Origin of the sequence: Serratia sp. (in: enterobacteria), assembly GCF_051654945.1 — a bacterium.
Lineage (GTDB): Bacteria > Pseudomonadota > Gammaproteobacteria > Enterobacterales > Enterobacteriaceae > Chania.
Window position 1 is genome coordinate 197375 of record NZ_JBOFZA010000037.1, and the last position, 25143, is coordinate 222517.

Here is a 25143-nt window from a genome sequence, read left to right on the forward strand (position 1 = left end):
TTTCACGGAAATCCTCAAGTAGTGATGTGATTGGAGGTGGCAGATGGAAATACAACTTCAGGTAGCCCAGGCGCAGGATCGCAGCGAGATTGCCGCCCTGATCCATGGCTCAACCAATGCCTGGTATCGGCAGCACGGAATGGGGGACATCTTCTCCGCCGGAGCGGAAAGCTGTGGCCTGTTTGTCGATGTTTACCAGCAGTTGGATGCCGGCCACCACTGGATTGCGCGTGATGAACAAGGGGCGATCTGCGGTTCCTGCTTTTTCCACCCGCGTGAAACCCATCTGGGGCTGGGCATCATGAATGTGCATCCCGATTATTTTGGCCGGGGGATTGCCCGCCGTCTGTTGGCCAAGGCCGACGAACTGGCTGGCGATTTACCGGTTCGATTGCTGTCCAGCGCGCTGAATCTGGATTCCTATTCGCTCTACCAGCGCGGGGGATTTACCCCGTATGCCCTCTATCAGGATATGGCGATCCCGGTGCCGAGCCAGGGATTGGAATTGCCACGGCTGACGCGCGGCCAGGTGCGGGCCGCCCGGCTCGACGATCTGCCCGCCATCCTACAACTGGAACGCGAGTTGCTGGGCATCGAACGCCAACGCGATATCGCTTATTTCCTCAATGACACCAGCGGACTGTGGCGGGTGGCCGTCTGGGAGTTGGACGGTCGCATCGGCGGTTATCTGGCCTCGGTGGCACACCCGGCTTCCCGCATGTTGGGGCCGGGCTGCTGCCATGGCGAGGAGATCGCCCTCGAACTGCTCGGCTGGATGTTGGATCACCATCATCGAGGTGCCACACCAGTGGTCTTGGTGCCGACACCATGCTCCGCGCTTAGCCAGGCTGTGCTGCGGTGGGGGGGCCGAATTTGTGAATTACATATCGCGCAGGTGAAAGGCCAGGCGCAACCACCCGGCGGCGTAGTGATGCCGTCCTTTTTGCCGGAAAGCGGTTAGCACCGGCGTCGTTGCTGTATCCAACCACCAACACCGATGGGGGAGTTATGCAAACAGATAGCCTGGCCCTGGGGGCCAAAAGCACCACGTTTAAATGGGTGGTGCCGCGGCTGGCACTGATGATGTTCCTGCAATTTTTTGTCTGGGGAGCCTGGTATGTCACGCTCGGGGTGGTGATGGGTAAGTACGGGCTGAGCGCAATCATTGGCGATGCCTATTCCACCGGGCCAATCGCTTCGATCCTGTCGCCATTTGTGTTGGGGATGGTAGTCGACCGCTTCTTTGCCTCGCAGAAGGTGTTGGCCGTGCTGCACCTGGTTGGGGCCGGTCTGCTGTGGATGATGCCCGGCTTTTTTGCCGAGGGGCAGGGCAGCGGGCTGTTGTGGATCATCTTTGGCTATATGCTGTGCTACATGCCCACCATTGCCCTGAGCAACAACGTGGCATTTTACAGCCTGAGCAATAGCGAGAAAGCCTTCCCCGTCGTGCGGGCGTTCGGCACCTTTGGCTGGATTGTCGCCGGCCTGATCGTCGGCAGTAGCGGCATGTCGGACAGTACCGATATCTTCACCCTGGCGGCGGTGGCCTCGTTGGTATTGGCTATTTACAGTTTTACGCTGCCTCATACCCCGGCTCCGGAACGCGGCAAGCCAGTAAAAATGCGCGATCTACTGTGTGCCGACGCCTTCGCGATGCTCAAACAGCGGCATTTCCTGGTGTTTATCATCTGCGCAATGCTGATCTCGATCCCGCTGGCGGCTTATTACGCCTATGCCGCGCCGTTCGTTGCCGCAGCCGGTTTCACCAACGTAGGTGGCGTGATGTCGTTGGGGCAGATGTCCGAGCTGTTCTTCATGCTGTTGATCCCGTTCCTGTTTGCCCGTCTGGGTATCAAGTACATGCTGATGATCGGCATGCTTTCCTGGTTCTTGCGTTACGTGATGTTCGCGCTGGGCATTACCGAAGAAATGCGCTGGATGATCTACCTCGGCATCATCTTGCATGGCATGTGTTATGACTTCTTCTTCGTCATCGGCTTTATCTATACCGATAAGGTGGCGGGTGACAAGGTGAAGGGTCAGGCACAAAGCCTGCTGGTGCTGTTCACCTACGGCATAGGGATGCTGATCGGCTCACAAATCAGCGGTGCACTGTTTAACCAGATGGTGACAGGGGAAGGGGCTGCGGCGTTGCCGCAATGGCAGCACTTCTGGTGGTACCCGGCGTTCGGTGCATTAGCGATCGCCGCGCTGTTCTTCTTCACCTTCAACTACCGGGATACGCCAGCAGGGGAGAAACGCGATGGCTGATTTACGCGTGCTGGTGGTGGGCTGCGGCAATATGGGGGCGTCCCATGCCGAGGCTTACCACGCTATGGAAGGGGTAGAAATTTGTGGGCTGGTAGCACGGGGGGAGTCGCGTGAGGTGCTTAATCAACGCTTGGGCGGCGGTTATCCCACCTTCAGTGATTTTGAGCTGGCGCTGGCGCAAACCCGGCCAGATGCCGTTTGCCTGACCACCTATCCAGATACCCATGAAGCATACGCCTTGGCGGCTTTGGCTGCGGGATGTCACCTGTTTATCGAGAAACCGCTCGCTACCACGGTCGCCGGGGCCGTACGGGTGATCGCCGCAGCCAGGCAGGCACAGCGGCAGGTAGTGGTGGGCTATATTCTGCGCCATCACCCTTCCTGGCAGCAGTTTGTCGAACTGGCTCGGGGCCTGGGTAAACCCTTGGTGATGCGGATGAACCTCAACCAGCAAAGCCATGGGCAGATGTGGAATGTGCATCGCAACCTGATGCAGTCATTGTCACCCATCGTCGATTGCGGCGTACATTATCTGGATGTGATGTGCCAGATGGCCCAGGCCGAACCGATCAGCGTCAGCGCTATCGGCGCCCGGCTGACCGACGACTTGCCCCAGGGCATGTATAACTACGGCCAGCTACAGGTGCGCTTTGCCGATGGGTCGGTCGGTTGGTATGAAGCGGGCTGGGGGCCGATGATCAGTGAAACGGCCTACTTTGTGAAAGACGTCATCGGGCCACGCGGGGCGGTTTCGATCGTAGCCCGCCATCAGGAAAGGGCTTCCGACGATGTCGGAGGGCATACCAAAACCGAATCATTGCGCGTGCATTACGCCGATCTGGACGATGAGAACCGCTTTAGGCGGCCAGATCGCTGGATCGATTGCCAGGATGAACCGGACCATTTAGCGCTGTGCCTGAGTGAGCAGCGTTACTTTTTACAGGCCATCCGTGAAGAGTTGGACCTCCATCAGCATCTTCAGGATGCGTTGAACAGCTTGCGGGTGGTTTTGGCGGCGGACGAAGCGGTGCGCAGCCAACGCACAGTGGTATTAGGGAGAGACGAATGAAGACGATGCAGGGGCCGGGACTATTTTTAGCGCAGTTTATCGCCGAGCAGGCCCCGTTTAATACTTTGGATGATCTGGCGGAGTGGGCCGCCGGGCTGGGCTTCACCAGCGTACAGATCCCCACGCTGGCACCGGCTATCTTCGATCTGGCACTGGCAGCACGCAGTCAGGATTATTGCGATGAGATTATCGCCCGGCTTGGGCGGCACGGTATTACCCTCAGCGAGCTGTCGACGCATCTGCAAGGGCAGTTGGTCGCCGTCCATCCGGCCTACGATCTAGCCTTCGATGGGTTTGCTCCGCCAGAAGTCCGGGGCAAACCTCAGCTGCGGCAAGCCTGGGCAACGGAACAATTGTTGTTGGCGGCACAGGCTTCGCAGCACTTGGGGCTAACGGCGCATGCGACTTTCTCCGGGGCGTTGGCGTGGCCCTACTTCTACCCGTGGCCACCGCATAATGCGTTACTGCTGGAAGAGGCTTTCGAACAGTTGGCTCTGCGCTGGCTGCCGATCCTGGACGCCTTTGATCGGGCTGGCGTAGATCTGTGCTATGAACTGCATCCGGGAGAGGACCTACATGACGGCGTGACCTTTGAGCGCTTCCTGGGCAAGGTCGGCAATCATCCCCGCTGCCATATTCTCTACGATCCCAGCCATCTGCATTTGCAGCAGATGGATTATCTGGGCTTTATCGATTGCTATCACCAACGTATCCGCGCGTTTCACGTCAAGGATGCGGAGTATCGTCCCAGCGCGCGCAGCGGAGTGTATGGCGGATACCAGCCGTGGCCAGAAAGGCCGGGGCGTTTTCGTTCACTGGGGGATGGGCAAATCGACTTCCCGGCTATTTTCAGCAAGCTGACGCAGTACGGTTTCCCCGGCGTCGCCACGTTGGAATGGGAATGCTGTATCAAGTCACCGGAGGCTGGGGCACGTGAAGGGGCGGCGTTTATCGCCCGCCATATTATTCCGGTGGCGGACCGGGCCTTTGATGATTTTGCCGTCGTGGCTACCGACCGGGCGCAGGTGAGAGCGATGTTGGGCGTGGAGGACGCATTATGAGATTGAAGCTGGGAATGGTGGGCGGCGGTGAAGGCGCGTTTATCGGTGCCGTGCATCGGCTGGCGGCGCGGATGGATGATGAGTTCGAACTGGTCGCCGGCGCGTTTTCTTCCGATCGGCAAAACTGCCTACGCACCGGGGCGTTACTGCATTTGCAGCCGGAGCGTTGTTACGCCGATTTCAACCAGATGGCACTGGCTGAAGCGGCGCGTGAAGATGGAATTGATGTTGTCGCGATCGTGACCCCGAATTATTTGCATGCTCCGGTAGCCAGCGCCTTTCTCAACGCCGGGATTGATGTGATCTGCGATAAGCCGCTATGCAATTCTTATACGGAAGCGTTGCAGTTGGCCGAGACCGTGCGCCAAAGCGGCAGACAACTGATCCTGACCCATAACTACAGCGCTTACCCGTTGGTGCGTGAGGCGCGCAGCCGGGTGTTGGCGGGGGAGTTGGGCGAGGTTCGCTTCGTCGAGGTGGAGTATTTGCAGCAATGGTTGGCAAAACCCCTGGAACTGACCGACAACAAGCAGGCGGGTTGGCGTGCCCAGCCGGAAAAGGCCGGTGCAGGCTGCATCGGTGATGTGGGCACTCACGCCTGGCAACTGGCAGAGTTTGTCTGCGGCATGTTGCCTGAGGCGATCAGCGCTGAGCTGTCGTCATTTATCGCGGGGCGCAGGCTGGACGACGACGTACGGGTGCAGATGCGTTATGCCAATGGGGCCAAAGGTCGCCTCTGGGCCAGTCAGGTGGCCTGTGGGCATGAGAATGGCCTGAAACTACGGGTCTACGGCAGTGAGGGCAGCCTGGAGTTCTGCCAGGAAAACCCCAACCAGCTTTGGATACGGCCCTTCGACGCACCTGCTTATTGCATTACCCGCGCCTCGGCATTTCAGCACGTAGAAAATCGCCTGCTGGCCCGCGTGCCTGCGGGGCATCCGGAAGGTTATCTGGAAGGGTTCGGTCAGATTTACCGTGAAGCGGCCCGCTGTTTACGTGATGGCCCTGCGGCGGCACCGCTGTTACCGGGGATTGAAACCGGCGTGCAAGGGATGGCGTTTATTGATGCCGCCCAGCGCAGCAGTGCCGCAGGGGGCGAGTGGGTGGCGTTTATATCGCCATAAGTAATAAAGAAGATTTTTTTATTCTTTTATTGCCGAGCACCGCTCAGATAAAACTGTAGCTCACAGCACAGAATTTTATCAACGGAGCGGATCATGGCGAGCAAACTTTTCTCTTTACGCAGTGCAGTCTTGTTGGCTTTAGCGCTCGGTGCGGCCAGTGCCCAGGCAGTGGACGTTACCGTGGCGTACCAGACCTCCGCCGAACCGGCCAAGGTGGCGCAGGCGGAAAACAGCTTTGCCAAACAATCTGGCGCGACCGTGGACTGGCGCAAGTTTGACAGCGGTTCCAGCGTGCTACGTGCGTTGGCCTCTGGCGACGTGCAGATTGGTAATATCGGCTCCAGCCCGCTGGCCGTGGCGGCCAGTCAGAAGCTCCCTATCGAAGTATTCCTGATTGCCTCGCAGCTCGGCAGTTCCGAAGCGCTGGTGGTGAAAAAGGATATCAAGTCTCCGCAGGATCTGATCGGTAAGCGCATTGCCGTGCCGTTTATTTCCACCACTCACTACAGCCTGCTGGCCTCCCTGAAACACTGGGGCATCAAACCTGAACAGGTACAAATCCTCAACCTGCAACCGCCAGCCATTGCGGCGGCCTGGCAGCGTGGGGATATCGACGGGGCATACGTCTGGGCACCGGTGGTCAATGAGCTAGCCAAGCAAGGCAAGGTGTTGACCGACTCCGAGCAGGTTGGCCAGTGGGGTTCACCAACGCTGGACGTATGGGTCGTGCGTAAAGACTTTGCCGAGAAGCATCCAGACGTGGTCACCGCGTTTGCCGCCAGCGCCCTGAAAGCGCAGAAAGCCTATCTGGCGCAGCCGGAGCAGTGGCTGAAAGACTCAAGCAATCTCAGCACCCTGGCTCGTCTGAGTGGAGTGCCGCCGGAGCAGGTGCCGGAACTGGTGAAGGGTAACCGTTATCTGCCGGTCGCCGATCAGATCACCCAATTAGGCCAGCCGGTGGATAAAGCCATTCGCGATACCGCCGAGTTCCTTAAGCAACAAGGCAAGATCCCGCAGGTAGACAATGACTACAGCGCCTATGTGACCGACCGCTTTGTCAAACAGGTGCAGGCTGCGCCGCAGTCGTAAGGGGGCCGCAATGCTAAACGTTAACCATCTATCGGCTGAGTATCAGGGGCGTGCGGCGCTGCGCGACGTGTCGTTCCAGATCGCCAGCGGGCAATTGGTGGTGGTGCTGGGGCCTTCGGGCTGCGGCAAAACCACGCTGCTGAATCTGATCGCCGGATTTATTGAGCCAACGGCAGGCCGCATTACGCTGGATGACGTCCCCGTTAAAGGCCCGGGCGCCGAACGGGGCGTGGTGTTCCAGCACGAAGGTTTGCTGCCGTGGCGCAACGTGGTGGATAACGTGGAGTTTGGCTTGCAGCTGGCTGGGGTGGCGAAGGCGCAACGCCGCAAGGTCGCGCAGCAGATGTTGCAACGCGTTGGGCTGACCGGCTATGAGCAACATTTTATCTGGCAGCTTTCTGGCGGGATGCGTCAACGGGTGGGCATTGCTCGCGCCTTGGCTGCTGACCCTCGGTTGTTGCTGCTGGATGAGCCTTTTGGCGCACTGGACGCGTTTACTCGCGAGCAGATGCAGGAACTGCTGTTAAACATCTGGCGCGATACCGGCAAGCAGGTGTTGCTGATCACCCATGACATTGAAGAAGCGGTGTTCCTGGCCAGTGAGCTATTACTGCTTTCCCCAGGGCCAGGGCAGGTGGTAGAGCGGTTATCGCTGAACTTTGGCCAGCGTTATGCCGCCGGCGAGCCTTGCCGCTCGATCAAATCCGATCCTGAGTTTATCGCTCAGCGTGAATACGTGTTGGGCCGGGTATTCCAACAGCGCGAGGCCTTGCTATGAGCCTGCATTCCGTTCTGAAAGCCGCAGTGCCCTCCGCAGTGCGGCAGTCTCGCTTTACGTTGCCGCGTAGTCTTAAGCTGAGCGCTGCAACCTTACTGACCTTGTTGGCGATCTGGTGGGCGGTAACCGCATTAAACCTGATCAGCCCGCTGTTCTTGCCTGCACCGCAGCAGGTATTGCATCAGCTACTCGTGATTTCCAGCCCGCAAGGCTTTATGGACGCTACGTTATGGCAGCACCTGGCCGCCAGTTTGGGCCGCATTCTGGTGGCATTGCTGGCCGCGGTAGTGATTGGTGTCCCGGTAGGTATTGCGATGGGGTTGAGTGAGACGGTACGTGGCTTGCTCGATCCGCTGATTGAAATTTATCGCCCGGTGCCGCCGTTGGCCTACCTGCCGTTGATGGTGATCTGGTTTGGCATTGGTGAAACCTCGAAAATCCTGCTGATCTATCTGGCGATTTTTGCTCCGGTAACGCTTTCGACCGTAGCGGGTGTACGCAGTGTGGCGCAGGTGCGCATTCGTGCCGCACAGGCTTTGGGCGCCAACCGCTGGCAGCTGTTGCGCTTTGTGGTGTTGCCAAGCGCACTGCCGGAAATCCTGACCGGCATCCGCATTGGGCTGGGTGTCGGTTGGTCTACGCTGGTGGCCGCCGAACTGATTGCCGCTACGCGCGGTCTGGGATTTATGGTGCAGTCCGCCGGTGAGTTTTTGGCGACCGACGTGGTGATCGCCGGTATCAGCGTGATTGCGATAATCGCATTTGGTCTGGAGCTGGGGCTACGTGCCCTGCAGCGCCGGTTGACCCCTTGGCATGGAGTTCAGCAATGAACGAACGTTTAGCAATTACCCCGTTGGGGCCTTTTATCGGCGCGCTGGTGGAGAACGTCAATCTGGCGCGGCCACTGGGCGATGGCCAGTTTGAGCAGCTTTATCACGCCTTGCTCAAGCATCAGGTGCTGTTCCTGCGCGATCAGCCGATCACGCCGTTACAGCAGCGCGAGCTGGCAGGACGCTTTGGCGATCTGCATATTCACCCGGTGTATCCGCATGCTCCCGATGTGGAGGAGATCATCGTGCTGGATACCCATGACGATAATCCGCCGGATAACGATAACTGGCATACCGACGTGACCTTTATTGAAAACCCGCCGCAGGGGGCGATTTTAGCCGCCAAGCAACTGCCGACGACCGGTGGCGATACGCTGTGGGCCAGCGGGATTGCCGCTTATGAGGCGTTGTCCGACCCCTTCAAACGGCTGCTGGCCGGGTTGCAGGCGGAACATGACTTCACCAAGTCATTCCCCGAATATAAACATCGCGGTAGTGAGGAAGAGCATCAGCGCTGGCAGTTGGCCGTGCAGAAGAATCCGCCGTTGTTGCACCCGGTGATCCGCACCCATCCGGTGACCGGCAAGCAGGCGCTGTTCGTCAATGAAGGATTTACTACGCGAATTGTGGGGCTGGCAGCGAAAGAGAGCGATGCCCTGCTAGGCTTCCTGTTTGCACATATCACCAAGCCGGAGTTTCAGGTGCGCTGGCGCTGGCAGGCCAACGATATCGCCATCTGGGATAACCGCGTGACGCAGCATTACGCCAATGCGGATTACCTGCCGCAGCGGCGCATTATGCACCGTGCGACCATTCTGGGGGATAAGCCGTTTTATCGCGCCTGAGGATCACTCCACCATCAGGTTTCTGGAAAAGTTGATCATATCCACACCCGCTTTCTTGCGATACAGGCGTGCCTTGCGTGCGCCTGTTGCCACTCTCTCGCCGGTTTCTTCAAACATCTCCGAAGCGTCGAAACGCCGCATCAGGCTTTTGCGCTGCACGCTATGCGACAAGATGATCTCAATCACTTCCTGTAACTGGGAAAGTGTGAACTCCGCTGGCAGGCAATAGACCGGCAGCATGGAGTAAGCGGTTTTTTGCCGTAATCGCTGCAGCGCCGCTGCCACGATCGTTTGATGATCGAAAGCCAGCTGTTGCGTTTGCAGGCTGTCCATCGGCATCCAGGCTACGTCATTCACATCGGCGATATGCGGCTGGCAATCGGCATGGGCGATCAGGGCAAAGTAGACCGTCGTCAGGCTCCAGCCGCGCGGATCCCTTTCCGGGCCAGAAAAGCTTTCCAACTGCGCCAGATAAGGCGGCACCACGCCAGTTTTTTCCCTCAGTTTGCGTTCGGCGGTTGCTTGCGTTGAGGCATCGCGCTGCAAATCGATAAATCCGCCGGGCAATCCCCATTGATCGCGGAAAGGGTGGTTGGCGCGCTTGGCTAACAGCACGCACAGCCGCCCGTTGTGCACGGTAAACAGCACGCTGTCGACGGTGACGATCGGGGAGGGGAAGAGGCGCGGATCGTAATTTTTGAGGTACTCGGCTTGGGTGGTCATGCAGGCGCTCGGCTAAAAAGGTCTTTGAGACAATATAACAACTGACGCTAGCGAATGATAATGATTAAACGGCCCGCCGCGAAGGGGCGCTGCATGCTGCGCCCGTTCAGATAAACAAGGAGTTAAACGGTTTGTTTGCGATTGATGCATGTTTCGCTTGCTAATAAATGTCTCTTGGACAATTATACAAATGTCTTAGGGACATTAATTGATGGGGAGAGGAGTATGAGCGCACAGTTGCAGTTGTTTTTGAACGACATGGAAGTGAAGGTTGCAACCGGCAAGTTTCCTGATGGGGCGGTATATGCCCGATTTGAACAGCCTGAAACGACCGGGATATCACAGATGCGTATACGTGCCAGCGCAATGCGCAGCATGGATGACTTCATGTTACTGGCACAGCTCACGCAGGCGGTGCGTCACCAATTCCTGATCAAAGAAAGCCTGCTCGAACTGCCGTATCTGCCTTATGCCCGTCAGGATCGCCATATGGCCCCTGGTGACAGTTTCGCACTAAAAGTATTTGGTCAGTTACTCAACACGCTGGCGTTTGACCGTGTGACGGTGCTGGATCCGCACAGCGAAGTCGCGGCGGCGGTCATCAACAACATGCACATCATTACCCAGCAACAGTGCATGCAGCACAGCAGCAAATTGGCCAGTTTGTTGACCCAGCAGCAGCTATTTCTGATGGCACCAGATGCCGGAGCACTGAAAAAAATCCACGCGGTGGCGGCCCATTTTGGCATTGCACAATACGGCATCATGACCAAACACCGCGACGTGTTAAGCGGCGACCTGACAGGATTCGAGCTGCTGGCTGGCGATGTGCAGGGTAAAGATGTGCTGATTGTGGATGACCTGTGCGACGGCGGCGGCACCTTTATTGGCTCGGCTCAGGTATTGCGTCAGGCGGGGGCGCGTACGGTCAGCCTGTATGTCACCCACGGGGTGTTCTCCAAAGGGACTGCGGCCTTGCTGAACCAAGGCATCGATAACCTCTACACCACCACCTCCTATGCTACGGTGGAATTGGCTGAGCAACGTGTTGAACTGATTGATATTGAATCTATTTATACCCTATGAATTTCAAGCTGCAGCTAGGCGACAAGCTCACACATCCCCAGGAGCTTACTTTAGTAAGTGACTGGGGGGGGGTGAGTGCAGGTAACAACGCTGCAGCTTGAAAGGCGACGGGTATACGCTCATTAAGGAACCCACTATGTTGACTAACCCAATTCTGGCGATTGATGGCTACAAAGTCTCACACCGCGAGCAGTATCCGCAGGGCACCACGCGGGTTTACTCCAACTTCACACCGCGCAGCGATCGGTTCTTTGCCTCACCACTGCCGGACGGCAAACTGGTGTTCTTTGGATTGCAGGGCTTCTTGCAGTGGTTCATGGTGGATTTATTTAATCAGCAGTTCTTTGCTCAACCGGAAGAGCAGGTGGTGGGTGAGTATAAGACGCTGATGGACAGCTACATCGGTCAGGATCGGGTTTGCGTGGAGCATATTCGCGCCCTGCACCGGCTGGGGTATTTGCCACTGCATATCAAAGGGTTGGATGAAGGCAGCAAGGTGCAGATGAAGGTGCCGGTGCTGACCATCACCAATACCGTCGAGGAGTTCTTCTGGCTGGTCAACTATCTGGAAACGGTGATCTCGGCTGAACTGTGGAAGGCTTCCACCAACGCCACCATTGCCCACCATTACCGCAAGATTTGCCAGCAGTGGGCGGCGAAAACTTGTGACGATGTGGCACACCTGGATTTCCAATGCCACGACTTCTCCTTCCGTGGCCTGTCGGGCATGCATGATGTTGCGCAGTCTGGCACCGGGCATCTGCTCAGCTTCAAGGGAACCGACAATATTCCTTCCGTGCTATATGCGCAGCGGTATTACCCAACTGCCGCCGATTACTTTGTGGCTGGCAGCATCCCAGCTACCGAGCATAGCGTGATGTGCATGGGCGAGCAGGCGACGGAGATCGAAACGTTCCGCCGGCTGATTGAAGACCTCTATCCGAACGGGCTGGTGTCCATAGTGTCGGATACTTGGGATTACTGGCAGGTGCTGACGCAGTTTACTCGCGAGCTACATGACAAAATCATGGCACGTGATGGCCGAGTGGTGTTCCGCCCAGACAGTGGCGACCCGGTAGCGATCCTTTGTGGGACCGGTGACGACAGTGATAGAAGTGAACAACGCAGTGCCGAAGAGAAAGGCTCGGTGGAAGTGCTGTGGGAAATCTTTGGCGGCACGGTGAACAGTAAGGGTTACAAGGTGTTGGATCCCCATGTTGGGCTGATCTACGGCGATTCGATCACGCTGGAACGCGCGCAGGAAATCCTTCGACGGCTGGAAGCGAAAGGGTTTGCCAGCTCTAACGTGGTGTTTGGCGTCGGTTCTTTCACCTACCAATACCACACCCGCGATACCTTCGGTTTCGCGATGAAGGCCACCTATGGCGAGGTGAACGGGGTTGGGCGCACCATCTTCAAACAGCCGAAGACCGACAGCGGCCTAAAGCAGTCTGCACGGGGTTTGTTGCGGGTGATCCGCGATGGGGAAGGGGAATATCAACTGCTGGATAATCAGGATTGGCAGCAGGAACAGCAGGGTGAACTGAAAACGCGCTTTCTGGATGGCAAACTCTATCACCAGGACACACTGGAGCAAATCCGCCAGCGTCTTTCATGTGCGTAGCATTACCCTCTCCCACTCACAGGGAGAGGGGGCCGTACGGAGTCGAAATCAGGTACGGAAGCCAATTTGTAGCAGGGGGGATGTAAAGGATGAATATTGTCGTTGAGTTGTGGCACATTCGGCCCCCTCTCCTTTTGGGAGAGGGGGCATTAACTCAACTCTCTGCATCAAACGCCTGGGTCAGCGTTTCCAGCTGTTCCTGAGCGTCCAGCCAGGTCATTTCCGTCTCTTCCAGAGCGGATTTGGCCTGGCTTTGCTTTTGCAGGCAGGCGGTCAGATCGGCTTTGCGACTGTTGTCGTACAGCGCCGAGTCTGCCAACTGTTCTTCCACCGCGGCCAATTCGGCCCCCAGCTTATCCATCTGCTGTTCCAGCTTGGCGATCTGCTTACGCAGGGGCTGGGTTTGCGTACGGAATTCGGCTTCACGGCGCTTTTGGTCTTTACGGGCCTGGGCGCTGTTGCCGTTATACTGTTTCGGTGCGGCATCCTGCTGTGCCTGCTGCTTTTGCAGATCGCTCAGCCACTGCTGATAATCGTCCAGATCGCCCTCGAACTGCTCTACCTGGCCATCGTGCACCAGATACAAATCGTCGGTGGTGGAACGCAGCAGGTGACGGTCGTGCGAAACGACCACCAAGGCCCCTTCGAAGTCGATCAACGCTTCGGTCAGCGCCTGGCGCATATCCAGATCCAGGTGGTTGGTTGGTTCATCGAGCAGCAGCAGGTTAGGACGCTGCCAGACGATCAACGCCAGCACCAGCCGCGCTTTTTCACCGCCGGAGAAACGTTCGGTGATCTCGGTGACCTTGTCGCCCTGGAAACCGAAACCGCCCAGGTAATCCCGTAACTGCTGTTCCAACACGCGAGGTGCGATACGGCTCAGATGCTGAAGTGGTGACTCATCGGCCCGCAGGAACTCCAACTGATGCTGAGCGAAGTAACCCAGTTTAATGCCTTTCGCCAGCCCGATTTCCCCGCTGAGCGGTTCCAGGGTGCCGGCCAGCATTTTGATCAGCGTTGATTTACCGGCACCGTTGCGCCCCAGCAGGCCGATACGTGAACCGGGCACCAGGTTGAGCTTGATCGACTGCAAAATTACCTTGTCGCCATAGCCCGCGCTGACTTTTTCCATCCGCAACAGCGGGTTTGGCAGGCTTTCCGGTTGGCGGAAGCTGAACGTGAATGGGTTATCGACGTGCGCCGGGGCAATCAGCTCCATCCGCTCCAGCATTTTGATGCGGCTCTGCGCCTGTTTGGCCTTGGTGGCCTGGGCGCGGAAACGGTCAATGTAGCTTTGCAGGTGTGCGACTTTTTCCTGTTGGCTCTGATACAACGATTGCTGCTGTGCCAGTTTGGTCACGCGCTGGCGCTCGAAGGACGAGTAGTTGCCGGTGTATTCGTTGATGGTCTCATTTTCGATGTGCAGGATTTTATCGACGATAGGGTCGAGGAAATCGCGGTCATGCGAAATCAGTACCAGTGTGCCGGGGTAACCTTTCAGCCAGCGTTCCAGCCAGATCACCGCATCCAGATCCAGGTGGTTGGTCGGTTCATCCAGCAACAGCAGGTCGGAACGGCAAACCAAAGCCTGTGCCAGGTTGAGGCGCATGCGCCAACCGCCCGAGAAGGCACGCACCGGGCTTTGCAGCTGTTCGTTGGAAAAGCCTAAACCGTGCAACAGGCTGGCGGCCCGGGAACGAATGGTCCAGGCATCCAGAGCGTCGAGCTTACCGTGCAGCGTGGCGATGGCGTGGCCGTCATCCTTATCGTTGGCCAGCTGCAATTCGGCCTCCAACTGGCGGAATTCGCGATCTCCATCGATAACATACTCAATGGCGGGCACGTCCAGTGCCGGCGTTTCCTGATTCACCCAGGCCAGCGCCCAGTTGTTAGGGAAGGTGTAGCTGCCACCGTCTGCGGCAATCTCACCTTTCAACAGGGCCAGCAGCGTGGACTTCCCACAGCCGTTCTTACCCACCAGGCCGACCTTCTGACCTGGATTAACCGTCGCCGTGGCGTTGTCCAACAGGACGCGGGTGCCGCGTCGGATTTGTAGCGAGGAGAAAACAATCATAAAGCGCCGTTTGTTCAGAGTATGTTAAATTGAATGGAGTTTACGTTAACAGGACGCCTACGGGTCCTATTATTAGTCTTTGCGTTGCATGGTAACGGAAATCCGCCACCCTGACGACGCTTTGGAGGGGAATGATGTCACAGCCGCCGAAGGTTTTGCTGCTGTATGCCCATCCGGAATCCCAGGACTCGGTAGCAAACCGGGTTTTGTTACAACCGGCACAGCAGTTGGAAAATGTCACCGTGCACGATTTATACGCGCACTATCCGGATTTTTTTATTGATATCCATCACGAGCAACAGCTGCTGCGCGACCATCAGGTTATTGTTTTTCAACATCCCTTATACACTTATAGCTGCCCGGCCTTGCTCAAAGAGTGGTTGGACCGTGTGCTGTCCCGTGGGTTTGCCAGCGGGATGGGCGGCAATGCGTTGGCAGGCAAATACTGGCGCTCGGTGATCACCACCGGGGAGCCGGAAGGTGCCTATCGCACCGGGGGTTATAATCGCTATCCCATCGAGGATATTCTGCGCCCTTTTGAGTTGACTGCGGCCATGTGCCATATGCACTGGCTGACACCCATCCTCGTCTACTGGGCGCGCCGCCAGAAACCGGAAGTGCTGAGCAGCCATGCCAGCGCCTATGGCGATTGGTTGCGTAACCCGTTACCGCATACCGGGAGGCACTAATGGAAGGTTCCGCATTATTAACCGCCATCCTGCTGTTCCTGTTTGCCGCGGTGGTGACGGTGCCGATTGCCCGCCGTCTGGGGATTGGGGCCGTTTTAGGCTATCTGATCGCCGGGATCGCCATCGGCCCGTGGGGATTGGGATTTATCCGCGACGTGGATGAAATTCTGCACTTCTCCGAATTGGGCGTGGTATTCCTGATGTTTATCATCGGGCTGGAACTGAATCCGGCCAAACTGTGGGAGCTGCGCCGTTCAATCTTTGGCGTCGGTGCCGGGCAGGTATTGGTTACGGCGGCAGTGCTCGGCGCGTTGCTGTACTTCAGTCATTTTGCCTGGCAGGCGGCGGTGATTGGCGGCATTGGCCTGGCCATGTCATCGACGGCCATGGCGCTGCAACTGATGCGTGAAAAGGGCATGAACCGCAACGAAGGGGGCCAGCTAGGTTTCTCGGTGCTGCTGTTCCAGGATATGGCGGTGATCCCGGCGTTGGCGTTGATTCCTATTCTGGCCGGGGGCGCAGGCTCCAGTGACGATTGGGCGGAGATCGGCATGAAGGTGGCGGCCTTTGGCGGCATGCTGATCGGTGGCCGCTTTCTGTTACGCCCGCTGTTCCGCTATATCGCCTCATCGGGTGTACGCGAAATCTTTACGGCCGCTGCGCTATTGGTGGTGCTGGGGGCCGCGCTGTTTATGGATGCCCTTGGCCTGTCGATGGCGCTGGGGACCTTTATCGCCGGGGTGCTGCTGGCAGAGAGTGAATATCGCCATGAGCTGGAAATCGCCATTGAGCCTTTCAAGGGATTGCTGCTCGGGCTGTTCTTCATTTCGGTAGGCATGGCACTGAATATGGGCGTGTTGTATACCCATCTGCTGGAAGTGCTGCTCGGCGTGGTGATCCTGGTGGCGGTGAAATCCGGTGTGCTCTACTCGCTGGCGCGGATCTTTGGCCTGCGGCGTTCGGTACGCATGCAGTTTTCCGGGGTGCTGAGCCAGGGTGGGGAATTTGCCTTCGTGCTGTTCTCGGCGGCCTCTACGCAACACATAATAGATAACGATCAACTGGCTTTGCTGCTGGTGGTGGTGACGCTGTCGATGATGACCACGCCGCTGCTGATGCAAATTATCGATCGCATTCTGGTCCGGCGCTATAACGCCAAAGGTGAGGATGAAGAAGCGCCTTACGTGGAGGATGACGATCCGCAGGTGATTATCGTCGGCTTTGGTCGTTTCGGGCAGGTGATTGGCCGTTTACTGATGGCCAACAAGAAACGTATCACCGTGCTTGAGCGGGACGTGAGCGCGGTCGGCGTACTGCGTCGTTATGGTTACAAGGTTTATTATGGGGACGCCACCGAGCTGGAGTTATTGCGGGCTGCCGGGGCAGAAAAGGCCAAATCTATCGTCATTACCTGTAATGAACCGGAAGATACCATGGCCATCGTCCATTTATGCCAGCAGCATTTCCCCAACCTGTCTATCTTGGCTCGAGCGCGGGGACGTGTGGAAGCGCATGAGCTGCTACAGGCCGGGGTGAAACAGTTTAGCCGCGAAACCTTCTCCAGCGCCCTGGAGCTGGGGCGTAAGGCGTTAACGGAGTTGGGCATGCATCCGCATCAGGCTTATCGCGCTCAGCAGCATTTTCGCCGGCTGGATATGCGTATGCTGCGTGAGCTGATGCCGCCGCACCTCGGGGATGTGGCCCAGATATCCCGCGTGAAGGAAGCCCGGCGCGAGCTGGAAGAACTTTTCCACCGCGAAATGCAAAAAGAAAAACGGCAGTTTGACGGCTGGGATGAATACGAATAATGGGGAGCAAAATGATGTCTGCAACACGTAAAAGATTTATCGCCGGGGCGGTTTGTCCAGCCTGTAAGGCTATGGATACGCTGGCAGTTTGGCGTGAAGACCAGGTCGAGGTAGTGGAGTGCGTCAAGTGTGGCCACCATCAGCGCCAGACCGAGCAACAGGTAGAAAAACACGTGCGCCCGCAGGAGCAGGTGATCGGTATTTTTAATCCGGAGTAGCGTTATCTGCCGTGATTTTTTATGCTGAAGGGTACAGCGCTGGAGATTTCCGCTACAATCTCCACCGATTTAGTTTCCAACGGTAGGAGATATCATGAAAGTAACAAAAGACTTGGTAGTCAGCCTGGCATACCAAGTACGTACAGAAGACGGTGTTTTGGTTGATGAGTCTCCGGTGAGTGCACCGTTGGACTATCTGCACGGGCATGGCTCTCTGATCGCAGGTCTGGAAAAAGCACTCGAAGATCACGAAGCGGGCGATCGTTTCGATGTTCATGTAGCCGCTAACGAAGCTTACGGCAACTACGACGAAAATCTGGTGCAGCGCGTTCCTAAAGACGTCTTCATGGGCGTTGATGAACTGCAGGTCGGCATGCGCTTCCTGGCTGATACCGATCAGGGCCCGGTTCCGGTTGAAATCACCGAAGTTGATGGTGACCACGTTGTGGTTGATGGTAACCACATGCTGGCTGGCCAAGACCTGAACTTCCACGTAGAAGTTGTGGCGATCCGCGAAGCGACCGAAGAAGAACTGGCCCATGGCCACGTTCACGGCGAGCACGATCATCACCACGAACACGGTGAAGGCTGCTGCGGCGGCCATGGCCACGATCACGATCATGACCATGAACACGGCAAGAAAGGCGGCTGTGGTGGCAACGGTGGTTGCGGCTGCCACTAATCCTGGCACGGTAACTGCAACAAAAGGTCGCTTCGGCGGCCTTTTTTAATAATGGGGCGGCGGAGTCTCTTCCGACTGGGAGGCGATCATCGAAGGTTGGCTGGCGCGCAGTTTGTCGGTCAGCAGGCGCAGATGCTCCTGTATTTTCAGCATTTCGAGCTGATGCTGCACCACGGTTTGATTCAGTTCCTCAATCGTCACTTCCTGAAAGGCCTGACGGCTCTCCAACTCTTCCAACCGTTGCAACAGGTTCTCGTCGTTTTTTTCGTGCATGATGTTACCTCTGGCACTGTTAAATCCGGAATTCTGGCACTATGTTATCAGTAGCGGTCGGCTTTGTGCCTGCCAATTTCGGCGAGCGGTTTTTCAGCGCCGCAAGGCGGGCAAACCCATCCGCAAGTTCGTTTAATAAATATTTTAATTATCAATGCTATAGTTGATGCTCTTGAACTTTGCCAGCGTAAAGGGGTCACATCTTGACGTGATTGGTTACCTGTGTGACTGTTTTGTTTTGTTTCAGGCAGCTATAGTAGCCCGGTTAACTTACTTAATGATGGTTTGAGGCACCGCTTCAGACACTGGAGAAATGGATGAAATCTTTGTTTAAAGTCACGCTTCTGGCAACCACTATGGCACTTGCTCTGAATGCGACCCACGTTATGGCTGAAGATGCGGCCAAACCTGCTGATGCAGCTACCGTTACCACTACCGGCGAAGTGGCTCCAGCTGCAGCTGAAGCGGCCAAGCCTGCAGAAGCACCAAGCACCGGCAAGTTTAAAAACGACGATGAGCAGGCTGCTTACGCACTGGGCGCTTCTCTCGGCCGTTACATGGAAAACTCGCTGAAAGAACAAGAAAAGCTGGGCATCAAGCTGGATAAAGATCAGCTGATCGCCGGTGTTCAGGATGCGTTTGCCAACCAAAGCAAGCTGAATGACTCCGACATCGAAAAAACCCTGCAAGGTTTTGAAGCGCGCGTGAAGGCTTCCGCTCAGGCGAAGATGGAGCAGGACGCGAAAGAAAACGAAGCGAAAGGCGCGAAATACGCTGAAACCTTTGCCAAAGAAAAAGGCGCCAAGAAAACCGAATCTGGTCTGCTGTACAAAGTAGAGAAAGAAGGTACCGGTGAAGCACCGAAAGACAGCGATACCGTTGTGGTGAACTACAAAGGGACTCTGACCGACGGCACCGTATTCGACAACTCCTACGATCGTGGCGAGCCATTGTCATTCCGTCTGGACGGCGTGATCCCAGGCTGGACCGAAGGTCTGAAACACATCAAGAAAGGCGGCAAGATCAAGCTGGTTATCCCACCGGCACTGGCCTACGGCAAAAATGGTGTTCCAGGGATCCCTGCCAACTCCACGCTGGTGTTTGATGTTGAACTGCTGGATGTGAAACCGGCAGCCAAGGCTGACGACAAAACAGAAAAAGCGGCTGAAGAAGCTCCAGCAGACGCTAAAGCCAAATAAGTCCGAGATTTTCCCAACCGCCGCGAATGTTCTTCGCGGCGGTTGTCATTTCTGCCCGCTCAATTCTGCAAAATTTCCCGCAACTTTACTCCCTGCCTTTACTGATTGCTTGACGCCTGCCGGGCATCGGGCTTAACGTCAATATCACGCGCAAATGTAAGGACTAGGATCTGGCCGTTTTGCTAGACTCTGGGTCTGAACTTATGAATCATGCGCCTGCCCCTTAGGGCGTGTACCTAAAACTGCTCCCGGCTGCGATAGCCACCTGCATGAGCCGTTTTAGTTGCGTCCCCTGGCACAGGCGATCTATGTAGGTGGTATCTTCGATGTCGAATTCGCTTTTATCCAGCGAAGCCAGCGAACTTGATTTGCTGAATGAGCGTCCGTTTAGTCAGACGGACCATGAAATCCTGAAGTCGTATGAAGTCGTCGTCGATGGGCTGGCGATGCTGATTGGTGCGCACTGCGAAATCGTGCTGCACTCTCTGGAAGATCTGAAATGCTCCGCCGTGCGTATCGCCAATGGCGAGCACACCGGGCGGAAAATCGGTTCGCCTATCACCGATCTGGCGCTGCGGATGCTGCACGATATGGCCGGCGAGGACAGCAGCGTCTCCAAAGCCTACTTCACCCGTGCCAAAAGCGGCGTGTTGATGAAATCGGTGACGATTGCCATCCGTAACCGCGAGCAGCGGGTGATCGGCCTGTTGTGTATCAACATGAACCTCGATGTGCCGTTCTCGCAGATCATCCAGACCTTTATGCCGCCGGAAACGCAGGAGGTGGCCTCTTCGGTCAACTTTGCTTCCTCGGTTGATGACCTGGTGGCGCAGACTCTGGAGTTCACCATCGAAGAAGTGAATGCCGATCGCAACGTGTCCAATAATGCCAAAAATCGTCAGATTGTCCTTAACCTGTACGAGAAAGGCATTTTCGATATCAAGGATGCGATTAACCAGGTTGCCGACCGCCTGAATATCTCCAAACATACCGTCTACCTGTATATCCGCCAGTTCAAAAGCGGCGATCTGTTGGGTAACGAGCGCTGATGCTTAACTACTGTCTACTGGTCACTGGCCCGGCTTACGGGACTCAGCAAGCGAGCAGCGCCTGGCAGTTCGCCCAGGCGCTGCTGGCGGCAGGTCACCGCATTACCAGCGTGTTCTTCTATCGTGAAGGCGTGCTGAATGCCAACCAACTGACCTCACCGGCCAGTGATGAATTTGATCTGGTGCGGGCGTGGGTTGACTTGGCACAGCAACACAGCGTGGAACTTAATGTCTGTGTGGCCGCCGCATTACGTCGTGGCGTGACCGATGAGCAGGAAGCTGCCCAGTTGGCGTTAGCGGCAGCTAACCTGCAACCAGGGTTTACCCTCAGCGGTCTGGGCTCATTGGCGGAAGCGGCGCTGAGCAACGATCGCCTGGTGCAGTTTTAAGTGAGCAAGATGAAACGAGTTGCGTTTGTTTTTACCCAAGGGCCACATGGCAATGCGGCAGGCAGGGAAGGGCTGGATGCGGTGCTGGCGACGTCGGCACTGAGCGAAGACATCGGCGTGTTCTTTATCGGTGATGGCGTGCTGCAACTGCTAACGGGTCAACGGCCCGAAAAGATCCTGGCCCGCAATTACATTGCCACCTTTGGGGTATTGCCGCTGTATGACGTTGAAAACTGCTATCTCTGCGAAACGGCCATCCGCGAACGTGGCCTGCAACAGGTCACCGACTGGGTGCTGAAGGCCGAAGTGCTGCCGGCAGATATGCTACGCCAGAAACTGGCGGCCTATGATGTGGTCATGACTTTCTAGGATATTCTGATGTTGTATACCCTTAGCCACTCCCCAACCCGTTGCGACCTGCCTGCGCTGTTAAGGCTCACCACAGAAGGCGACGCTCTGTTGCTGCTGCAAGACGGCGTACTGGCTGGTCTGGCCGGTAGCGCCAGCCTTGATTTATTGCTTAATGCCCCCATATCCCTTTATGCGCTGCAGGACGATCTGGATGCCAGAGGCCTGTCTGGTCATTTTTCACACAAAATCACCTTGATCGGTTATACTGATTTCGTTACGTTAACCGAGAATCACCACAGTCAAATGGCATGGTAATGCGTGTGATGTTGTATATTTCTTGACACCTCTACTAGTCAGCCATAAAATTCTGCGTCCTCGTACTTTGCCAGTAGTGCATACGGGGGGATTTATCACATGTTTACGAAGCATCAAATGAAGCAAAACCCAGGAGCTTTTTGAATGGCAACGATTAACCAGCTGGTTCGCAAACCACGCTCTGTGAAGGCTGCTAAAAGCAACGTTCCAGCGCTGGAAGCTTGCCCGCAGAAACGTGGTGTATGTACCCGCGTATATACCACCACCCCTAAGAAACCAAACTCAGCACTGCGTAAAGTTTGCCGTGTGCGTTTGACCAACGGTTTCGAAGTGACTTCCTACATCGGTGGTGAAGGTCACAACCTGCAGGAACACTCCGTGATCCTGATCCGTGGCGGTCGTGTAAAAGACCTGCCAGGTGTGCGTTACCACACCGTCCGTGGTGCACTTGACTGCTCCGGCGTTAAAGACCGTAAGCAATCTCGTTCCAAGTACGGCGTGAAGAAGCCAAAGGCTTAATGGTTCTCCGTTAAGTAAGGCCAAACATTTTCACTTAAATGTCAAAATAAACTCGTAGAGTTTTGGACAACCCTGAAATTTTCAACGGAGTATTTCCATGCCACGTCGTCGCGTAATTGGCCAACGTAAAATCCTGCCAGATCCTAAGTTCGGATCCGAGCTGTTGGCTAAATTTGTAAACATTCTGATGGTAGATGGTAAGAAATCTACTGCAGAAGCAATCGTCTATACCGCGCTGGAGACCCTGGCTCAGCGTTCTGGTAAAGGTCACCTGGAAGCTTTCGAAGTCGCTCTCGACAACGTGCGCCCGACTGTAGAAGTTAAGTCTCGCCGCGTTGGTGGTTCTACTTACCAGGTACCAGTTGAAGTTCGTCCGGTTCGTCGTAATGCCCTGGCAATGCGTTGGATCGTTGATGCCGCTCGTAAACGTGGTGATAAATCCATGGCTCTGCGCCTGGCGAACGAACTCTCTGATGCAGCAGAAAACAAAGGTTCTGCTGTTAAGAAGCGTGAAGACGTTCACCGTATGGCAGAAGCCAACAAGGCGTTCGCCCACTACCGCTGGTAATCCATGCAGTAGTTATGCTAACCAAGCGGGCGCTTCAAGAAGCCAACCCGCTTGGCTTAACTAAACTTGAACGCCTAAGGCAATAGAGGAATCAAATGGCTCGTACAACACCCATTGAGCGCTACCGCAATATCGGTATCAGTGCTCACATCGACGCCGGTAAGACCACAACTACCGAACGTATCCTGTTCTACACCGGTGTAAACCACAAAATCGGTGAAGTTCATGACGGCGCCGCCACCATGGACTGGATGGAACAAGAGCAGGAGCGTGGTATTACCATTACTTCTGCAGCGACAACTGCTTTCTGGTCTGGTATGGCCAAGCAGTTTGAGCCGCACCGTGTAAACATCATCGACACCCCAGGGCACGTTGACTTCACCATCGAAGTAGAACGTTCCATGCGTGTTCTTGATGGCGCGGTAATGGTTTACTGTGCTGTTGGTGGTGTTCAGCCACAGTCTGAGACCGTATGGCGTCAGGCTAACAAATATAAAGTGCCACGCATCGCGTTCGTTAACAAAATGGACCGTATGGGTGCCAACTTCCTGAAAGTTGTTGGTCAGCTTAAATCTCGCCTGGGCGCGAATCCAGTGCCATTGCAACTGGCTATCGGCGCAGAAGAGAAATTCACCGGTGTTGTTGACCTGGTGAAAATGAAAGCGATCAACTGGAACGAAGCTGATGCAGGCGTGACCTTCGAATACGAAGAGATCCCAGCTGACATGCAGGAACTGGCTGCTGAATGGCACCAGAATCTGGTTGAGTCTGCTGCTGAAGCGTCAGATGAGCTGATGGACAAATACCTGGGCGGCGAAGAGCTGACCGAGGAAGAAATCAAGAAAGCTCTGCGTCAGCGCGTGCTGAACAACGAAGTGATCCTGGTAACCTGTGGTTCAGCCTTTAAAAACAAAGGCGTACAGGCAATGCTGGATGCGGTTGTCGAATACCTGCCGGCACCAAATGACGTTGAAGCTATCAACGGTATTCTGGACGACGGTAAAGACACCCCGGCTGTGCGTCATTCTGATGACTCTGAGCCGTTCTCGGCACTGGCGTTCAAAATCGCTACCGACCCATTCGTGGGTAACCTGACGTTCTTCCGTGTGTACTCTGGCGTGGTTAACTCCGGCGACACCGTTCTGAACTCCGTTAAGGCCGCGCGTGAGCGTCTGGGCCGTATCGTTCAGATGCACGCTAACAAGCGTGAAGAGATCAAAGAAGTTCGTGCTGGCGACATCGCTGCGGCTATCGGTCTGAAAGACGTAACTACCGGTGACACTCTGTGTGATCCTGCTAGCCCGATCATTCTGGAGCGTATGGAGTTCCCTGAGCCGGTAATCTCCGTTGCGGTAGAACCAAAAACCAAAGCTGACCAGGAAAAAATGGGTCTGGCTCTGGGCCGTCTGGCGAAGGAAGATCCATCATTCCGCGTATGGACTGACGAAGAATCAGGTCAGACCATCATCGCAGGTATGGGTGAGCTTCACCTGGATATCCTGGTTGACCGTATGCGTCGTGAATTCAACGTTGAAGCGAACGTGGGTAAACCACAGGTTGCTTACCGTGAAGCGATTCGTGCGAAAGTTACTGACATCGAAGGTAAACACGCCAAGCAGTCTGGTGGTCGTGGTCAGTATGGTCATGTTGTTATCGACATGTACCCACTGGAGCCGGGCTCAAATCCGAAAGGCTATGAGTTCATCAATGACATCAAGGGTGGTGTGATCCCAACGGAATACATCCCTGCCATTGATAAAGGTCTCCAAGAGCAGCTTAAGTCTGGTCCACTGGCCGGTTACCCGGTAGTTGATCTCGGTGTGCGTCTGCATTTCGGTTCTTTCCACGATGTTGACTCCTCCGAATTGGCGTTTAAACTGGCCGCGTCTATCGCCTTTAAAGATGGCTTTAAGAAAGCGAAACCTGTTTTGCTTGAGCCTATCATGAAGGTTGAAGTTGAAACGCCGGAAGAGAACACTGGTGACGTCATCGGTGACCTTAGCCGTCGTCGTGGTCAACTGAAAGGTCAGGAATCCAACGCTACTGGCGTTCAGATTCACGCTGAAGTTCCGTTGTCCGAGATGTTTGGATACGCAACTCAACTGCGTTCTCTGACCAAAGGCCGTGCTTCTTACTCCATGGAGTTCCTGAAGTACGATGATGCGCCGAACAACGTCGCTCAGGCCGTTATTGAAGCCCGTGGTAAATAAGCTTCGGGTTTAACACATTGATCAGTGCTCTCTCCATGAGGGGGGAGCATAAGAGTTAAGGAATATAGCCGTGTCTAAAGAAAAATTTGAACGTTCCAAACCGCACGTTAACGTTGGTACTATCGGCCACGTTGACCACGGTAAAACTACCCTGACCGCTGCAATCACTACCGTTCTGGCTAAAACCTACGGTGGTTCTGCACGTGCTTTCGACCAGATCGATAACGCGCCAGAAGAAAAAGCTCGTGGTATCACCATCAACACTTCACACGTTGAATATGACACCCCGACTCGTCACT

At 55.8% G+C, this 25143-nt stretch carries 27 protein-coding genes; 24 read left to right on the forward strand and 3 right to left on the reverse strand.

Annotated elements, in window-relative coordinates:
• The first annotated feature begins 43 nt into the window (after window positions 1–43).
• From ACRDCA_RS04510 to tauD, 9 genes are all read left to right on the forward strand, one after another.
• A complete protein-coding gene (locus tag ACRDCA_RS04510) occupies window positions 44–961 on the forward strand; it encodes a GNAT family N-acetyltransferase (protein WP_438688473.1) in 918 nt (305 codons plus the stop codon).
• Between the two features lie 47 nt (window positions 962–1008).
• A complete protein-coding gene (locus ACRDCA_RS04515; RefSeq protein ID WP_438688474.1) occupies window positions 1009–2271 on the forward strand; it encodes an MFS transporter in 1263 nt (420 codons plus the stop codon).
• Window positions 2264–3340: a Gfo/Idh/MocA family protein gene (locus ACRDCA_RS04520; protein ID WP_438688475.1), complete on the forward strand. Its 1077-nt coding sequence runs from the start codon at window positions 2264–2266 to the stop codon at window positions 3338–3340. The genes ACRDCA_RS04515 and ACRDCA_RS04520 overlap by 8 nt, the downstream gene beginning before the upstream one ends.
• Complete coding sequence (locus tag ACRDCA_RS04525) at window positions 3337–4401, forward strand: sugar phosphate isomerase/epimerase family protein (RefSeq protein ID WP_438688476.1); 1065 nt, start codon at window positions 3337–3339, stop codon at window positions 4399–4401. Before ACRDCA_RS04520 ends, ACRDCA_RS04525 begins: the two co-directional genes overlap by 4 nt.
• Window positions 4398–5525: a Gfo/Idh/MocA family protein gene (locus ACRDCA_RS04530; protein WP_438688477.1), complete on the forward strand. Its 1128-nt coding sequence runs from the start codon at window positions 4398–4400 to the stop codon at window positions 5523–5525. The genes ACRDCA_RS04525 and ACRDCA_RS04530 overlap by 4 nt, the downstream gene beginning before the upstream one ends.
• A gap of 93 nt (window positions 5526–5618) precedes the next feature.
• Window positions 5619–6614, forward strand: a complete 996-nt coding sequence (gene tauA, locus ACRDCA_RS04535) for a taurine ABC transporter substrate-binding protein (protein ID WP_438688478.1) — start codon at window positions 5619–5621, stop codon at window positions 6612–6614.
• A gap of 10 nt (window positions 6615–6624) precedes the next feature.
• On the forward strand, window positions 6625–7392 hold the full coding sequence (gene tauB, locus ACRDCA_RS04540) for a taurine ABC transporter ATP-binding subunit (protein ID WP_438688479.1): 768 nt from the start codon (window positions 6625–6627) through the stop codon (window positions 7390–7392).
• A complete protein-coding gene (gene tauC, locus ACRDCA_RS04545; RefSeq protein WP_025122345.1) occupies window positions 7389–8222 on the forward strand; it encodes a taurine ABC transporter permease TauC in 834 nt (277 codons plus the stop codon). The genes tauB and tauC overlap by 4 nt, the downstream gene beginning before the upstream one ends.
• Window positions 8219–9067, forward strand: a complete 849-nt coding sequence (gene tauD, locus ACRDCA_RS04550; protein WP_438688480.1) for a taurine dioxygenase — start codon at window positions 8219–8221, stop codon at window positions 9065–9067. The genes tauC and tauD overlap by 4 nt, the downstream gene beginning before the upstream one ends.
• Window positions 9068–9070: 3 nt before the next feature.
• On the opposite strand, the gene ACRDCA_RS04555 is transcribed toward tauD, so the two are convergent.
• A complete protein-coding gene (locus tag ACRDCA_RS04555; RefSeq protein WP_438688481.1) occupies window positions 9071–9790 on the reverse strand; it encodes an NUDIX hydrolase in 720 nt (239 codons plus the stop codon).
• A gap of 225 nt (window positions 9791–10015) precedes the next feature.
• On the opposite strand from ACRDCA_RS04555, the gene prs reads away from it, so the two are divergent.
• Together prs and ACRDCA_RS04565 are read left to right on the forward strand one after the other, a co-directional pair.
• A complete protein-coding gene (prs, locus tag ACRDCA_RS04560) occupies window positions 10016–10876 on the forward strand; it encodes a ribose-phosphate diphosphokinase (protein WP_438688482.1) in 861 nt (286 codons plus the stop codon).
• 136 nt (window positions 10877–11012) lie between these two features.
• Complete coding sequence (locus ACRDCA_RS04565; protein ID WP_438688483.1) at window positions 11013–12500, forward strand: nicotinate phosphoribosyltransferase; 1488 nt, start codon at window positions 11013–11015, stop codon at window positions 12498–12500.
• Between the two features lie 154 nt (window positions 12501–12654).
• On the opposite strand, the gene ACRDCA_RS04570 is transcribed toward ACRDCA_RS04565, so the two are convergent.
• Window positions 12655–14574, reverse strand: a complete 1920-nt coding sequence (locus tag ACRDCA_RS04570; protein ID WP_438688484.1) for an ABC transporter ATP-binding protein — start codon at window positions 14572–14574, stop codon at window positions 12655–12657.
• Between the two features lie 134 nt (window positions 14575–14708).
• On the opposite strand from ACRDCA_RS04570, the gene kefG reads away from it, so the two are divergent.
• The 4 genes from kefG (at window position 14709) to slyD (ending at window position 17971) form a co-directional block, all read left to right on the forward strand.
• Entirely contained in the window at window positions 14709–15263 is a 555-nt protein-coding gene (gene kefG, locus ACRDCA_RS04575; RefSeq protein WP_025122339.1) for a glutathione-regulated potassium-efflux system ancillary protein KefG, read from the forward strand.
• Complete coding sequence (gene kefB / locus ACRDCA_RS04580) at window positions 15263–17071, forward strand: glutathione-regulated potassium-efflux system protein KefB (RefSeq protein WP_438688485.1); 1809 nt, start codon at window positions 15263–15265, stop codon at window positions 17069–17071. The genes kefG and kefB overlap by 1 nt, the downstream gene beginning before the upstream one ends.
• 14 nt (window positions 17072–17085) lie before the next feature.
• Window positions 17086–17289, forward strand: a complete 204-nt coding sequence (locus ACRDCA_RS04585; protein ID WP_438688497.1) for a YheV family putative zinc ribbon protein — start codon at window positions 17086–17088, stop codon at window positions 17287–17289.
• Between the two features lie 94 nt (window positions 17290–17383).
• Window positions 17384–17971 carry a peptidylprolyl isomerase gene (gene slyD / locus ACRDCA_RS04590; protein ID WP_438688486.1) on the forward strand — a complete coding sequence of 196 codons (588 nt, stop codon included), beginning with the start codon at window positions 17384–17386 and terminating at the stop codon, window positions 17969–17971.
• A gap of 45 nt (window positions 17972–18016) precedes the next feature.
• On the opposite strand, the gene ACRDCA_RS04595 is transcribed toward slyD, so the two are convergent.
• Window positions 18017–18244, reverse strand: a complete 228-nt coding sequence (locus tag ACRDCA_RS04595; protein ID WP_438688487.1) for a protein SlyX — start codon at window positions 18242–18244, stop codon at window positions 18017–18019.
• Between the two features lie 317 nt (window positions 18245–18561).
• Here ACRDCA_RS04595 and fkpA point away from each other — a divergent pair, with 317 nt between their 5' ends.
• The 9 genes from fkpA to ACRDCA_RS04640 all read left to right on the forward strand — a co-directional run.
• Window positions 18562–19443 carry an FKBP-type peptidyl-prolyl cis-trans isomerase gene (gene fkpA, locus ACRDCA_RS04600; RefSeq protein WP_438688488.1) on the forward strand — a complete coding sequence of 294 codons (882 nt, stop codon included), beginning with the start codon at window positions 18562–18564 and terminating at the stop codon, window positions 19441–19443.
• A 326-nt stretch (window positions 19444–19769) separates the two neighbouring features.
• Window positions 19770–20492, forward strand: coding sequence for a helix-turn-helix transcriptional regulator (locus tag ACRDCA_RS04605; protein WP_025122333.1), 723 nt, complete (start codon window positions 19770–19772; stop codon window positions 20490–20492).
• On the forward strand, window positions 20492–20881 hold the full coding sequence (gene tusD, locus ACRDCA_RS04610) for a sulfurtransferase complex subunit TusD (RefSeq protein ID WP_438688489.1): 390 nt from the start codon (window positions 20492–20494) through the stop codon (window positions 20879–20881). The genes ACRDCA_RS04605 and tusD overlap by 1 nt, the downstream gene beginning before the upstream one ends.
• Before the next feature lie 9 nt (window positions 20882–20890).
• Complete coding sequence (gene tusC / locus ACRDCA_RS04615; protein ID WP_438688490.1) at window positions 20891–21250, forward strand: sulfurtransferase complex subunit TusC; 360 nt, start codon at window positions 20891–20893, stop codon at window positions 21248–21250.
• A gap of 9 nt (window positions 21251–21259) precedes the next feature.
• Window positions 21260–21547: a sulfurtransferase complex subunit TusB gene (gene tusB, locus ACRDCA_RS04620; protein ID WP_438688491.1), complete on the forward strand. Its 288-nt coding sequence runs from the start codon at window positions 21260–21262 to the stop codon at window positions 21545–21547.
• 144 nt (window positions 21548–21691) lie between these two features.
• Window positions 21692–22066, forward strand: coding sequence for a 30S ribosomal protein S12 (gene rpsL, locus ACRDCA_RS04625; protein ID WP_025122329.1), 375 nt, complete (start codon window positions 21692–21694; stop codon window positions 22064–22066).
• A 97-nt stretch (window positions 22067–22163) separates the two neighbouring features.
• Entirely contained in the window at window positions 22164–22634 is a 471-nt protein-coding gene (gene rpsG / locus ACRDCA_RS04630) for a 30S ribosomal protein S7 (RefSeq protein WP_021181637.1), read from the forward strand.
• A 95-nt stretch (window positions 22635–22729) separates the two neighbouring features.
• Window positions 22730–24844, forward strand: coding sequence for an elongation factor G (gene fusA / locus ACRDCA_RS04635; protein WP_218520202.1), 2115 nt, complete (start codon window positions 22730–22732; stop codon window positions 24842–24844).
• Window positions 24845–24914: 70 nt separating this feature from the next.
• The coding region (locus tag ACRDCA_RS04640) for a GTP-binding protein (protein WP_239553314.1) at window positions 24915–25143 on the forward strand (229 nt) is incomplete at its 3' end.